We start from the raw sequence: 14,085 nt of genomic DNA on the forward strand, positions 1-14,085 counted from the left end.
ATCAGAAACTACTTAGGATCTGCTGAAAAAGTCCGATTTGAGTAAGATATGGGTTGGAGAAGTGCAGATGAATAAATATACTGCGAAATGAAACCAACGAAGTAGATTGCATGAAGCTGGCTAACACAACCAAGTCAAAATACTGCAAGAGTTTTGTGTTCATTTGCAGAAAAACCCTCTCCAAGATCAATGACTAGGTAAATAACCCATACATTACCAACTGGTTTTGAGTATTTAAGCAGATCCTACTTAGTTGATTCCCTGATGATCAAAGTTGTTGCCAATTGTTTGGACATGATTGTAGAGTTTTTATCTTCGATCATTTTGAAAAGAATTTCAGCCGCATGCTTGCCAATTTCAAAAGCGGGTTGCTTTACTGTAGAAAGTTGTGGGCTAATATATTGCGCTATAGGCTCATCAGCATAGCCGATGACAGAAATCTGATCAGGAATGCTAATTCCTCGTTTTTGCAATACTTTGATAGCATCATATGCGTAATAATCGCTAAAAGCAAAAATTCCATCTACATCATTAGTATCTAAGATTCGCTGTAGCTTTTTTTCAAAATCCTCATCCTCCCCCAACAAGATCATATCTTCTTCTAAGCTCAAGCCGTTTTTCTTCAACCCTTCCAAATATCCCAAGTACCTATTGAAACTAGTGGAGATATATTCAGGCCCCTTAATGTGTAGGATTTGCTTACAACCCGTTTGAACTAAATACTGAACAGCATCCAATGATCCTTGAAAGTCGTCAGTGACTACGTAGGAAGTATTCAAGTCTTCACAAATTCTATCAAGAAGTACCAAAGGTGTCCCGTCTTCTATGACTGTCTCAAAATGACTCAAATCATCCGAATCATTCCCTACCGCAGCCAAAACACCATCGACTCTGGTATTTAAAAAAGCCATACATGACTTTTCCTCCTTCTCTTTGAGTTCATCTGAAGTACAGATAAAAAGTTGATAACCCTTATGAAAAGATACACTTTCGATACCTGCAAGAATGTTATTAAAGTAATTGTGGGTAAACTCAGGAAGAAGTAAACCAATCGTAAAAGTTTTGTTAGAGACCATACTCTTGGCTATTTGATTAGGTCTGTAACCCAATTCTTTTGCCAATTGCACAATCTGATCCTTTCTGGAGTCACTGATGCTTTCATGTCCATTAAGAGCCCTAGAAATCGTAGAAGGTGTTACTCCCAAGATTTTGGCTAAATCTCTAATATTTACTCTTTTCTTGTACAAACTCATTGCGTACTCAAGTTAAGAAATTTCTTTATAAAATTGACCTATACTACTACAACAGGTAGAATTTCACACTTAATCTAAAGACCAATAGTAGAGCTTCGCACCTCAACTTTGAAGCTTATGCATCAATTCGAAGCTTGTAAATCTTCAATTTTCGGAAATAATTAGTTCATTTAACTTAAAATCCAAAATCCGTAAAAAAAAACATTATAATTGGTTGATTTATAATGACAATAGACCTTACAGATTCCACTCGATTATTCCTAGTAACTGATTAGTAGACAATAAAAACCTGAACGGTCGGCAGATTTTAGGTAAGAACAAAATCATTTACAAGCGTCTTTGTTGGACAAACTTTTTATCAAAACTCAATAGTACTATACAATCACCAAAACAAACGTTTGACTGGAAAAGCAATAGATTTTATCTTAACATTACTTATCCCAAACCTATTCAAACCCAGAATGAACAGACACTATCTCGCAACTGATCTAAAAGATGATCCAAAACTCATTGCAGCCTATGAAGAGTGGCATAAGGATTCCTGGCCCGAAATCCGCCAAAGTATTTTTGAAGCGGGTATAATCTCAATGGAAATTTTCAGAACAGGCAATCGGCTCATCATGGTTATCGAAACCGAATCAGACTTTAGTTTCTCAAAAAAAGCCCAAATGGACGCTTCCAACAATAAAGTACAAGAATGGGAATCTTTAATGAATCAATTTCAAACCCCACTTCCATGGGCAAAACATGGTGAAAAATGGACTTTGATGAAAAGGATCTTTCACTTATCTAAGAACAAATACAAAACCCAAAATGAAAATCAAACCACTTCAAATCATGAAAAATAATCCTTCGATTCGCTTAGTGTTTAGCATCATAATAGCTACAACACTAAATTTAAAAACATACGCACAAAAAGCTTTCCACGCACCAATTGGCTCAAACAATGAACAGCAACTGACTGGAAAATTTGAAGCAAATTGGGAATCCTTAAGCAATTACGAAGTCCCTGAATGGTATAGAAATGCTAAATTTGGAATATGGGCGCACTGGGGACCTCAATGCGAACCTGGCCAAGGTGATTGGTATGGCCGTGAAATGTATAAGCAAGGAAGCAGAGTCTACAATTGGCATGTAGAAAATTATGGACACCCTTCCCAATTCGGCTTCAAAGACATCATTCGCAACTGGAAAGCCGAAAATTGGGACCCTGAAAAACTTGTAGCCTTATACAAAAGAGCAGGGGCACAATATTTCTTTGCCATGGCCAACCATCATGACAATATGGATCTTTGGGACAGCAAATATCAAGAGTGGAACAGTGTCAACCTTGGCCCAAAAACTGACATCATTGAGCGTTGGGCACAAGCAGCAAAAAACAATGACTTGCCGCTTGGACTAAGTGTACATTCAGCTCATGCCTGGCTATGGTATGAGACTGCCCAGCAATCGGATCATGAGGGTCCACTGAAAGGCGTCTCTTATGATGGAACACTGACCAAAGATGATGGCAAAGGTACTTGGTGGGAAGGACTTGACCCGCAGGCACTATATGCTCAAGATCACTCCTTGAGTGAAGAAGCCAATGATATAGCTACCATTCATGGGCAGTGGGATTGGAAAAATGGTGCTTCACTACCATCTGTAGCATACAGTGAAAACTTCTACAATCGAACCATCGATTTGATCAACAAATTCAACCCTGACCTCATTTACTTTGATGACACTGCTCTGCCACTATATCCTGTCTCAGATGCTGGACTCAAAATAGCAGCTCATTACTACAATCAGAATATGAAGCTAAATGATGGAAAACTGAATGCAGTGCTATTTGGTAAAATACTTACGGACGAACAAAAGAAAAGCTTGGTATGGGATGTAGAAAGAGGTGCACCAAATGAAATTCAAGAGCTGCCCTGGCAGACATGTACATGTATTGGCAATTGGCACTATAGCGAAGACTATTATAAAAATGACAGGTACAAGTCCGCCAAGGACGTAGTCCACACGCTCATAGATATCGTAAGCAAAAATGGTAACCTATTGCTAAGTGTTCCAATCAAGGGCGATGGAACTCTAGACGACAAAGAAATTAAAATCGTCAATCAAATCGGTGACTGGATGGAAGTGAATGGAGAAAGTATCTTTGAAACTAGACCATGGTTAGTCTACGGTGAAGGCCCAGCCGTAGAAACATCAAATCCAATCAGTGCACAAGGATTCAATGAAGGTAAGATCAAGTTTGGATCAAATGACATCAGGTTTAATCAAAAAGGTAAAATCTTATACGCAAGTATATTTGGCATACCAGAGCAATCCATAAAAATCAAAAACCTTGGCAAGTCTTCAGAAAATGCTCTAAAAATTAAAAAGATTGAGCTTTTAGGAAGCAATGAAAAAGTAAAATGGAAAGTTGAGAATGATCATCTTACTGTTGAAAAGCCAAACACAGCTCCAAATGAGGTTGCCTTGGTTTATAAGATCTATCAAAAATAAATCTCAAGAATTCCATTTGCGATTTTGAAAGTTGATTTAATAAGTGTTAAATTAACATTTCTGAAAATAAAATCCTCATTAGATACCAAAACACATATTAAAAAGGAAGTCAAGTTAAATTTGACTTCCATTTTTCTAAAGTAAAAATATGAAATATATTGTCTGTGAAAACCCTGGGAAATTCACTTTAAAAGAAACCCAAAAACCTACCCTTAAAGAAGGTGAAGTATTGATTGCTATTAAGAAAATTGGAATTTGTGGTACGGATATCCATGCTTATGCGGGCAACCAGGCATACTTTTCATACCCCAGGATATTAGGTCATGAACTGGCAGCTGTCGTTGAAGAGTCCAATAAATCAGATTTTGCAAAATGTGAAAAAGTAATCCTCATTCCTTATTTACACTGTGGCAATTGTATCGCATGCAAATCAGGTAAGACCAATTGCTGTGTCAATATGCGTGTCATGGGCGTACATGTGGACGGAGGTATGCAAGAATACTTAGCTGTACCAAGTTGGTCTTTGCTAAGAACACCAAACCTAAGCTATAGTGAGATGGCACTTGTAGAGCCTCTGGCTATTGCTGCACATGCTATCAGAAGAGCAAATATCCAGGCAGGCGAGCATGTACTCGTGATGGGTTGTGGCCCGATTGGCTTAGCCATCATGGCGATAGCAAAAATCAAAGGAGCCACAGTAATTGCCTTAGACATCAATCCACAGCGAATACAATATGCAAAAGACCAAATCGGTGTGGATCATGGTGTAATCGCAAGACCAAGTGCAGAGGAAGAAATCAAAGTTCTAACAGCAGGCTCAAACTGTCAAGCAGTCTTCGATGCCACTGGAAGTAAAGTGGCGCTAGAGTCTGGTCCTAACTATATGAGTCATGGTGGCAGGTATGTACTTGTTGGGCTATCCAAAGGTGAGCTGGTGTTCAGTCACCCCGGGATACATGCAAAGGAATCCACCATTATGTGTAGTAGAAATGCAACTCATGAGGATTTTGACTTTGTGATCAATATGTTAGGCGAAAAATTATTTCCTACCGAATCCTTTATTACACATGAAGCAGCGTTTGAAGATATGATAGCTGTTTTTGATAGTTGGATCAATCCTGAAACACAAGTGATCAAAGCAACTGTAAATCTCTAATCTCTGAAACCCCAAAATAACACCATGTCACAATCCCTAAAAATAGACGCCCATCAACATTTTTGGAAGTATGACTCGCATAAGCATGCATGGATTGAGGACAGTATGTCTGTGCTGAAAAGTGACTTTTTGCCGAAAGACCTAATCCCTCTACTTGAAAAATCAAACTTGGATGGATGCATAGCTGTACAAGCTGATCAAAGTGATGAAGAAACTGAGTTTCTTTTAGATTTAGCACAAGGGAACTCCATCATCAAAGGTGTAGTAGGATGGACTGATTTACAATCCTCTCAGCTCGAAACAAAGTTAGAAACATATGCTTCCAGACCTCTCCTCAAAGGGTTTAGACACGTACTCCAGGATGAAGAAGACGATGCCTATATCTTGAGAGCAGATTTTATGAAAGGGTTGAAGCTACTTTCCAAGTTTAGTTATACTTATGATATATTAATTTTCCCAAAACAATTATCAACTGCCGCAGAAGCCGTAAGCCAATTACCTCATCAAGCATTTGTGCTAGATCACATTGCCAAACCTTCCATAGGTGGAAATGACATGGAAACTTGGAAAAAGGGAATCAAACAACTTGCTCAATATGAAAATGTATCTTGCAAGATTTCTGGAATGGTAACAGAAGCTAAGTGGGGCACGTGGGAATATAATGACTTTGTACCTTACATGGATTTTGTCCTTGAGCAGTTTGGGTCAGATAGGCTGATGTATGGTTCTGACTGGCCTGTATGTACGCTTTCAGGCTCTTATGATGCTGTCCAAAGCATTGTAACTCAATACATCAGCAAATTATCACGCACAGAGCAGGCTTCAATCATGGGAGGAAATGCGGTTAAATTTTATAAAATACAGTAAATAGCATGGATTTAGGATTAAAAGATAAAGTATATATCGTCACTGGAGGGTCTGAAGGAATCGGTGGTGGAATCAGTGAAGCAATAGCGCTAGAAGGCGGAATACCTATAATTGCTTCATGGTCCAGAGAGACTACCACAAACTTCGTAAGTAAACTCAAAGACCAAGGTCTTCAGGCTGATTACATCCTTGGAGATCTTCAGGACACTCTCTATTGCAAAGAGGCAATTGACTTCACTTACCAAAAATATGGCAGGTTAGACGGTATCATCAATAATGCTGGAAGTAACGATGGGGCAAGCCTAGAAAAGGGGCCTGAAGCATTCCGTAAATCTCTTATGCTCAATCTCAACCACTATTTTGATTTGGTGCATTTCGCACTACCCTATCTCAAAGAAAGTCAGGGAAATATTCTCAACATTAGCTCAAAAGTAGCTCTTACAGGGCAAGGTGGTACTTCTGGCTATGCCGCAGCCAAAGGTGCTCACTTAGCGTTGACGAGAGAATGGGCTTTGGAGCTAGCTCCTTTTGGCATACGTGTCAATGCGATCATCCCAGCAGAAGTCATGACTCCATATTATAAAAAATGGCTAAATGTGACTTTTGACAATCCTGAAGAAAAAGAAAAGCAAATCTCTTCAAAAGTTCCTTTCGGAAGTAGAATGACAAAAATAGAAGAGATAGCATCCCTTGCAGTATTTCTCATTTCAAGCAAGTCAAACCATACCACGGGTCAGTTCCTACATGCTGATGGAGGTTATGTGCACTTGGATAGGGCAATAACTTGAAAAGCTCAAACATAAATGGATTGGAAATGAGAAAAACGCAAAATCTCTAATAACTAGTCCTTGGAAAACAACTATTAAACCCAAAATCCATCATGACTAAAAACAGTAGAAATGCGCTTGCATTTGTCTTGGTAACGAGCCTATTCTTTATGTGGGGACTGGCCAATAACATGACCGATACCTTATTGGCTGCATTCAAGAGGGTGCTAAGTTTGTCAGATTTTCAGACATCCTTTGTACAAAGTGCATTCTATGGTGCATATTTTTGCCTGGCACTCCCTGCGGCTTTTTTGATCAAAAAATATAGTTATAAAATAGGCATTTTGATTGGTTTAGGACTTTTTATTGCTGGAGCATTGCTATTCTACCCAGCAAGTCAATCGATGGTGTACAGTCATTTTCTATTGGCCTTGTTCATTTTAGCTGGAGGACTTTCGATCCTAGAGACTGCCGCCAACCCTTATATTCTGGAGATAGGCTCGCCTGAGACAGCGACTAAAAGGCTGAATCTAGCACAATCCTTTAACCCAATCGGATCTATTTCGGGAGTTATCTTGAGTAAGTACTTCATACTTTCCAAACTTGATATTGCATCTATGGAAGAAAGAAGTAACATGGACATTGGAATGCTTCAGGAGATGCAGGGTCGAGAATTACAAGCCGTCATGGGGCCTTATGTAGGAGTAGCTTTGGTGCTGGTAGTGCTATGGCTGATTATTTTCTTTTCTTCCATGCCTCAAGCCAAAGACAATGACCAGCTTCATTTGAAGGCTTCATTTTCTAGATTGATCCAAAATAAAAGCTACCTGATGTCTGTGGTAGCACAGTTCTTTTATGTAGGGGCTCAGATAGGGGTTTGGTCTTTTACCATCAGGTATGTCATGGAAGAGCTTTCTATCATGGAAGCTGATGCCTCCACTTATTACATAGCAGCATTAGTTGTATTCTTGATTTCTAGGTTTATATGTACCTACCTGATGAACTACATCCAACCAGCTAGACTTTTGCAGTTTTTGTCAGTTGCAGCCATGCTACTCTTGGGTTTGGCAATTGTGGGTAGTGGCTATTTTGGTGTCATAGCTTTGATAGCAGTTTCGGCATGTATGTCTTTAATGTTCCCGACAATTTTTGGGCTTGGACTCAAAGGCCTTGGGGAAGATACCAAAATTGGTGGTGCAGGCTTGATCATGGCGATTTTGGGCGGTGCTGTATTACCTGTATTACAAGGACAATTGTCAGATTACACTGGTAGCATCAAGCTGGCATTTATCATACCGATATTGTGCTTTTCAGTAGTGTATTATTTTGGGAGGATTTCAAAAGCCAAATAATAATCAAAAACCGTTTAGATAAAAAAGTCTATATCCATCACCCGAGTTCTTCTAAGATAGATTCGCCCGCAGAAAAATCTTGGCAAGTCCAGTGCCATTTTTCAAGTAGGCGAATCTTTCCATTTGAGAGGATTTCTGGTGTTGACTTACATGTACCCGTCATGATAACCCCACTATCATTGACCTGATGATACCTCATATCTATGTTCCCGATGTCATCTACCAAGCCGATCAAATGGCCTTTGATTATTCTACCACCAGCGTATTCACAAGTAAGGATATTCCCAACTTGGATGTAATGAAACACCATTTGGGAAGAAACTTCTCCATTTGTAGAATTACTGATGGCTTTGAATTTCTTGTTGTGGTAATTGATCATAAAATCTATTTGTCTTTTTTATCAGCATGCCCAAGGCTCTTATTTGGTGCTAAAATGTCACGGACAAGCTGTTTCAATTCCGTGATTTCTGGAAATCTTTCCATTTTCTTTCTTGACCATAGACAAGTCCCATTGACATAGATTTCAAAAATCCCTCCAGTACCTGGTCGTAGCGTCATAGCAGAGATGTTTCCTTCAAATGTAGTCAACAGCTCCTGCGCCATCCATACACTTCTTAGCATCCACCTACATTGCGTGCAATAATGGATTTCGACTTGGTTAAAGTTCTCGTCAGGAAAACTTCCTAGAGGTTGGGTAGGCTTTTCGGATTGCATGGATTTAATTTTTACTTGATAAATTGAAAGTAATGAAGATAAATAGATCAAAATGTAAAAATTAATTTACCTTCTTAAAGGCAGCGTAATTTTTTTGCTGTTCTCCTCATAACTTAGTTCTAAACCATTCATGAAACTAAGAAAACAAAAGTTCTATTCAAAATTTTCAAAGAATGAAAACCTATTGAACTAGACATACTTCTCAAAGAAAAATGGTCATTTTCAGTATATCAAATACGATTTAACCATCAGACTCCCCAACTACCTCCATCACCTCCAATATCAAATCCATCTCAAACCCCCTTGACATCAAGTACTGCTGGACTTTGTATTTCCTTTTGAAGGAATCCGTCTCTTTGGTCATTCTCCATTTTTTCTCTGCGACTTGACAGAGGATTTGGAAATACTCCTCGGGATCTATTTCTTTCATCCCTGATTTGATACAATTCGGGCTGACTCCTTTGAATTTCAACTCCTGCAAAATTTTATTTCTACCCCATTTTTTCAAGCGAAACCTTCCTCTGACAAAAGATTGCGCAAATCGCTCTTCGTTCAGAAAATTCTCACTGATCATCTCTGAAATCAACTCCTCCGCCTGCTCCCCATAGATTCCTTTTTCGTGGAGCTTGGTCCTGACCTCCTTTTGGCAACGATCCTGATAGGCACAATAAGCAGCTATTTTTACCTTTGCCTCCTGAAGGCTCCAGTACTTTTTAGGCTGTTCATTTCCATATTCGTTTCGTGGGTAGGACATTTTGTGTAATTTTGTGGCAAAGTAACGGCTTATGTTATTTTTTTCAAATCTATTAACCAAACCATTAATACCATGCGTAAGAAAATCGTAGCAGGAAACTGGAAAATGAATCTCACTTTTGATGAAGGTCAAAAATTAACCACAGAGATTGTCAATATGTACAAAGATGAAAACATCAAGGATGTAACCGTTGTATTGAACCCTCCCTTTGTACACCTTTTCCCTGTAAAAAAACTTGTAGGTGATACCCCAAACCTATTTTTAGGTGGTCAAAACTGCTCTGACAAAGCTTCAGGGGCTTTCACTGGAGAGACTTCAGCACCTATGCTCAAATCTTTTGGAGCTACCTATGTGATCATTGGTCACAGCGAAAGAAGAGAATACTTCAATGAAAGCAATGAGCTACTTACTGCCAAAGTAAAACAAGCTTTGGAAAATGGCCTTACTCCTATATTTTGCTGTGGAGAACCTTTGGAAATCAGGGAAGCTGGTACGCATGAGGATTATGTGAAAAACCAATTGACTGAAAGTCTTTTTGGCTTGAGTGATGAGGATTTTGCAAAAATCGTGATTGCCTATGAACCAATCTGGGCTATCGGCACTGGAAAGACTGCTTCTTCGGACCAAGCTCAAGAAATGCACAAAGCTCTGCGAGACCATTTGGCTGGCAAATATGGCCAAGAAGCAGCTGACAATACGTCGATCCTTTATGGTGGAAGCTGTAACCCAGGCAATGCCAAAGATATATTCTCCAAAGCAGATGTGGATGGAGGATTGATCGGTGGAGCTTCTTTGAAGTCACGTGACTTTGTAGATATCATCAAGTCATTCTAATTGCCAAAATTTAGACCTGCCAGGTTTTCATTCTACATTGATTTATCTGATATTCGATAAAGAATAGCTGTTTGTCAAGATCAAACCTGTCAGGTCTTTTGTCCCCTTTCCAACAACAATTTATGCAGTATTTAGAGTTTAAGATTAATTGCAAAGAAGATTTTCGTGAGATCCTTATTGCGGAGCTATCAGAAGTAGGGTTTGACTCCTTTTTGGAAACAGAAAGGGGTATCGATGCCTATATCGAAGAGTCTACTTTTGACAAAGAATCATATGATGCAGTCATAGCAAAGTATCAAGATGTTGCATCTATAGAGGTAGAGGAAGGTGTAATGGAAAAAGTCAATTGGAATGAAGAATGGGAAAAACATTACGACCCTATTCTGGTAGGTGATGTTGTGTATGTAAGGGCTTCATTTCATGCTCCGAAGCCTGAGGTCAAGCATGAGATCTTGATCAACCCAAAAATGTCTTTTGGTACAGGTCATCACGCCACCACCTTTTTGATGCTATCTCACCAGCTCCGAGTGGATCATAAAGGAAAAAGGGTAATCGATATCGGTGCTGGCACTGGCATCTTAGCTATCATGGCACACAAGTTGGGTGCATCTCAAGTAGAAGCTTTTGATATTGATGATTGGTGTGTAGAAAATGGCAATGAGAACTTTGACCTCAATGGCATGAAGGATGTGCGAATGGGCTTGGGTACAGTCAGAGAAGTTGCTCCTCAAGGCACATTTGATATCGTCTTAGCCAATATCAACAAGAATGTCCTTCTTGATGAATTAGCAATATATGCTTCCTTGGTCAAAACTCATGGAAACCTATTACTAAGCGGATTCTATACTCATGATATTCCTGATATTGAGCAGAAAGCTATTTCCGTTGGATTCAAGATGATCGATCAAAAAGATAAAGACAATTGGGCAGCATTAATTTTTGAGAAAATATGACAGAGTTAATTGTATACGCCATCATTTTTTTGCTACTAATTGCTCACTGCTTGTTAGCAGGGAAAATGTATCGTACAGTTCACGAAGATATGAGCCTTTCGATCTCTGAGAAAAACGATTGGAAGTTAAAAGCTTTAATTTTCCCAGCTTTGTTTTGGTATCAGTATAAGGGTATTAAAAAGTAAAATACAGTTTTACAAAAAAAGGAAGTATAGACTGAACTATACTTCCTCTCTTTTTGAATGTTTGCCGTTCTCATCAATCCAACAAATCTGTATCAAGCTCAATCAAAGAAGCCAAAATCAAATCAACTGCAGCTTTGAAAAACTCAGGCTGAATGTTTTCAAAAGTATCTCTTGGCGTATGGTAATCTGGATGATCTTCGACACCAAAGTAGATAAACGGAACCCCCTTCTGATGGAACTGTGCATGATCAGATGCATTTGTCCAATCCTGACTTCCCGACCCTGGTACATCATGACCAAACATAAGCTTCGGAAACTTCCCTTTAGCAGCCTTTTCTAAACTAGGTTTCAAAAATGGATAGTGATGTGTACCTACAGCATAGAGTTCGTTATCATCATTTCTACTGACCATATCCATGTTGATATTTACTTTTACTTGATCTAATGGAAAAGGAAAATCAGCAACCAAGGCTCTTGCTCCTTGCATCCCCATTTCTTCAGCATCCAAGGCTACAAACATCATAGAATGCCTAGGTTTATTATCTGCAAAATATCCAGCCAAAGCCATCATTGCGGCCGTTCCTGAGGCATTGTCATCGGCACCAAGAATCATTTCTTCTCCCCTTTGACCAAGGTGATCATAATGTCCCATGATCACGATGATCTTTTCAGTTTCTTTCCCAGGGATAAAACCCACAATATTGGCAGCCTTTTGATAGGTTCTTCCATCTCTTCTATTCGTAAAATCAAAATACTGTGTATAATCCGTGTATTGGCTACTTAGGCCAAGTAATTGAAACCTGTCTTTGATATACTTTCTTGCTTTCAAGCTTCCCTCGCTCAGTGGCTTCCTACCTTCAAGCTCCTCAGAGGCCAGGTATTTGATATCAGCTATCAATTGGTCATGATCTACTTGTTGCGCTTTCAAGGAAAAACAGAAAAGCCAGCTGCTCAGCACAATAAAACAACACACTAATTTTTTTTGCATTGAGAAATTCATTTGGGTTGATATATTTGTTAAATCAATTGAATAATTATTATCATCTGGTCACGTTCACTATATTCGTGAAGTAATCAGAACTTTGGCAATATCTTAAAATATGAAGTATATCTCAGCAATGCTGTTGTTTTTTTTTATGTCAATGTCCATGAATGGTCAGGGCTTGCCTGAAAGTTTTTTGAATGGAAAAGCTGTAGTAATGATCTCTGCGGCACCACAGGCTAGACCTCCTATGAATTGGACGGATATAGCGGAAAATGTACATCCAGGGCTTGTAGCAGCTGGTGGTGATCCAGTGGCATATTATGAACTCGAAGATGTAGCCTTGTCTGAAGAGACCCAAGCTGGATATGCTGAAGCATTCAATAAGCGGCAGGTCAAAAGTATCGTTCTGCTCACAAGAAAACCGAATGGAGAAATAGCGCTGACAATCACTCCATATACCAATAACAAAAACATTGTTTCCAATGCGGCTGAATTTTCTCTTCAAATGCCGGATGCTGCTAGCATGAAAGAGAGTCTAGAAGCATTGGGGAAGAATATTAGATCAAAAAATATGCTTGTGCTTGATGTACCGGAATACCCAACACCTGAAGGTACTGTTCCAACTTCTCAGCGTAGATTTCTGAAAAGAAATCCACTAAACCTTGATGTGTTCAAGCTAGGCATTCCTCTTTCGGGCACTGTTGGAGAAGCTGGGTTTTTGACGATGTACAGGTATGATCTTCTTGGTAAATCTGCTGAAGCTATTGCCGCCGAGCAAGTGGCCGAAAAAAGAGGAATGGAAGGAATCTTGAAAGCTAACTACTCTCATCAAGTAGCGTTTTTGACCGAAGCAAAACCCGAAGCCGAACTGATAAGAGATAGGGTTCAGTTCTTGTTGATGAGAGTAGAGGGGAGAGAAGCTGACTTGATGGAAAGCATGGGGCTTGAAGTCACCGATCCATCTTCATCGACAAGGATAGTGGTAAAATACTACATCAAATTTTTGGTCAGAAATGAATTGTATATTGGCCCAGATTGGGATGCAGACCCAAATTGGCAAAAAGCACTTGGTCAGTTTTTGGAAAACCTTAAAAAACAATAAGGACTCCGAAGAGTCCTCATTTAGCGATTTTGTGTTAAATCTGGGTGATTAAAAACAACTTTTCGCTTTATTTGTCAATGGAACCTGTGACGCGCTTCATGAATGCATTCATGGCTTCTTTTTTGTCCATTCCATCTTTGATCATCTGACTGACCTCTAATGTACCATATAAATTTGAAAGAAGCTCACCCATCACTTCAATCTCTTCATCTTTCAACGAAGAAATTTCCGTCATATTTTCTAGAAGCTCAATAGTTTCCTTTACCCAATCTTCATCATTAGCTTCAATGAAGCCTAATACATGCTTAATTATCGGCAATCTCATCTATCAAATTTTTAAGTCCTTCTTCCTTATTTGTTTGTACTTGGTTGACTAGTTTTCCATCTTTGAATGATGCAAAGGTAGGAAGATTAGTGACAGATGCCAACTTTCTTGATTCAGGTAGTTTCTCTGCATCTACATAAAGAAAAATAATCCCTTCATAAGAGCCTGCTAATCTTTTCATCTTTGGCTTCATTATTCTACAGTTGCCACACCAAGTAGCACCATATTGCACTACTACCTTATCATTTTGACCAACTATCTCTTCTAGTGTATCTGTTTCTAATTCTTGTAACATAGCTTTTATTTTTTCTATTTAAGAACTGCAAATTTACTGCCTAATTA

16 protein-coding genes are annotated in these 14,085 nt (G+C 39.0%); 9 read left to right on the forward strand and 7 right to left on the reverse strand.

Features of this window, described 5'->3' with window-relative positions:
• Positions 1-245: 245 nt before the first annotated feature.
• Entirely contained in the window at positions 246-1,253 is a 1,008-nt protein-coding gene (locus tag MM239_RS15275; RefSeq protein ID WP_241349123.1) for a LacI family DNA-binding transcriptional regulator, read from the reverse strand.
• 461 nt (positions 1,254-1,714) lie between these two features.
• On the opposite strand from MM239_RS15275, the gene MM239_RS15280 reads away from it, so the two are divergent.
• The 6 genes from MM239_RS15280 (at position 1,715) to fucP (ending at position 7,891) form a co-directional block, all read left to right on the forward strand.
• Positions 1,715-2,101 (forward strand): L-rhamnose mutarotase, encoded by a 387-nt coding sequence (locus MM239_RS15280; protein WP_241349124.1) that lies wholly within the window; start codon positions 1,715-1,717, stop codon positions 2,099-2,101.
• Entirely contained in the window at positions 2,091-3,749 is a 1,659-nt protein-coding gene (locus tag MM239_RS15285; RefSeq protein ID WP_241349125.1) for an alpha-L-fucosidase, read from the forward strand. Before MM239_RS15280 ends, MM239_RS15285 begins: the two co-directional genes overlap by 11 nt.
• 148 nt (positions 3,750-3,897) lie before the next feature.
• On the forward strand, positions 3,898-4,905 hold the full coding sequence (locus MM239_RS15290) for a zinc-binding alcohol dehydrogenase family protein (protein WP_241349126.1): 1,008 nt from the start codon (positions 3,898-3,900) through the stop codon (positions 4,903-4,905).
• Between the two features lie 24 nt (positions 4,906-4,929).
• Entirely contained in the window at positions 4,930-5,772 is an 843-nt protein-coding gene (locus MM239_RS15295) for an amidohydrolase family protein (protein WP_241349127.1), read from the forward strand.
• A gap of 5 nt (positions 5,773-5,777) precedes the next feature.
• Positions 5,778-6,560, forward strand: a complete 783-nt coding sequence (locus MM239_RS15300; protein ID WP_241349128.1) for an L-fucose dehydrogenase — start codon at positions 5,778-5,780, stop codon at positions 6,558-6,560.
• A gap of 92 nt (positions 6,561-6,652) precedes the next feature.
• On the forward strand, positions 6,653-7,891 hold the full coding sequence (gene fucP, locus MM239_RS15305) for an L-fucose:H+ symporter permease (RefSeq protein WP_241349129.1): 1,239 nt from the start codon (positions 6,653-6,655) through the stop codon (positions 7,889-7,891).
• A 37-nt stretch (positions 7,892-7,928) separates the two neighbouring features.
• Here the strand turns inward: fucP and MM239_RS15310 are convergent, their stop codons facing one another.
• From MM239_RS15310 to MM239_RS15320, 3 genes are all read right to left on the reverse strand, one after another.
• Positions 7,929-8,270: a n-acetylglutamate synthase gene (locus MM239_RS15310; protein WP_241349130.1), complete on the reverse strand. Its 342-nt coding sequence runs from the start codon at positions 8,268-8,270 to the stop codon at positions 7,929-7,931.
• A 5-nt stretch (positions 8,271-8,275) separates the two neighbouring features.
• Positions 8,276-8,605 (reverse strand): SelT/SelW/SelH family protein, encoded by a 330-nt coding sequence (locus MM239_RS15315; protein WP_241349131.1) that lies wholly within the window; start codon positions 8,603-8,605, stop codon positions 8,276-8,278.
• A gap of 241 nt (positions 8,606-8,846) precedes the next feature.
• Entirely contained in the window at positions 8,847-9,359 is a 513-nt protein-coding gene (locus MM239_RS15320; RefSeq protein ID WP_241349132.1) for a regulatory protein RecX, read from the reverse strand.
• 72 nt (positions 9,360-9,431) lie between these two features.
• Here MM239_RS15320 and tpiA point away from each other — a divergent pair, with 72 nt between their 5' ends.
• On the forward strand, positions 9,432-10,193 hold the full coding sequence (tpiA, locus tag MM239_RS15325) for a triose-phosphate isomerase (protein WP_241349133.1): 762 nt from the start codon (positions 9,432-9,434) through the stop codon (positions 10,191-10,193).
• Positions 10,194-10,315: 122 nt separating this feature from the next.
• Positions 10,316-11,146 carry a 50S ribosomal protein L11 methyltransferase gene (prmA, locus tag MM239_RS15330; RefSeq protein WP_241349134.1) on the forward strand — a complete coding sequence of 277 codons (831 nt, stop codon included), beginning with the start codon at positions 10,316-10,318 and terminating at the stop codon, positions 11,144-11,146.
• 258 nt (positions 11,147-11,404) lie between these two features.
• Here prmA and MM239_RS15340 read toward each other — a convergent pair whose 3' ends face one another.
• Positions 11,405-12,319 (reverse strand): M28 family peptidase, encoded by a 915-nt coding sequence (locus MM239_RS15340; protein WP_241349136.1) that lies wholly within the window; start codon positions 12,317-12,319, stop codon positions 11,405-11,407.
• Between the two features lie 112 nt (positions 12,320-12,431).
• Here MM239_RS15340 and MM239_RS15345 point away from each other — a divergent pair, with 112 nt between their 5' ends.
• On the forward strand, positions 12,432-13,418 hold the full coding sequence (locus MM239_RS15345; RefSeq protein ID WP_241349137.1) for an NTPase: 987 nt from the start codon (positions 12,432-12,434) through the stop codon (positions 13,416-13,418).
• A gap of 67 nt (positions 13,419-13,485) precedes the next feature.
• On the opposite strand, the gene MM239_RS15350 is transcribed toward MM239_RS15345, so the two are convergent.
• Together MM239_RS15350 and MM239_RS15355 are read right to left on the reverse strand one after the other, a co-directional pair.
• A complete protein-coding gene (locus MM239_RS15350; RefSeq protein ID WP_241349138.1) occupies positions 13,486-13,743 on the reverse strand; it encodes a DUF6952 family protein in 258 nt (85 codons plus the stop codon).
• On the reverse strand, positions 13,724-14,038 hold the full coding sequence (locus MM239_RS15355; RefSeq protein ID WP_241349139.1) for a thioredoxin family protein: 315 nt from the start codon (positions 14,036-14,038) through the stop codon (positions 13,724-13,726). The genes MM239_RS15350 and MM239_RS15355 overlap by 20 nt, the downstream gene beginning before the upstream one ends.
• Between the last annotated feature and the right edge of the window lie 47 nt (positions 14,039-14,085).

The organism is Belliella filtrata (genome assembly GCF_022549775.1).
GTDB classification, from domain to species: Bacteria; Bacteroidota; Bacteroidia; order Cytophagales; family Cyclobacteriaceae; genus Belliella; species Belliella filtrata.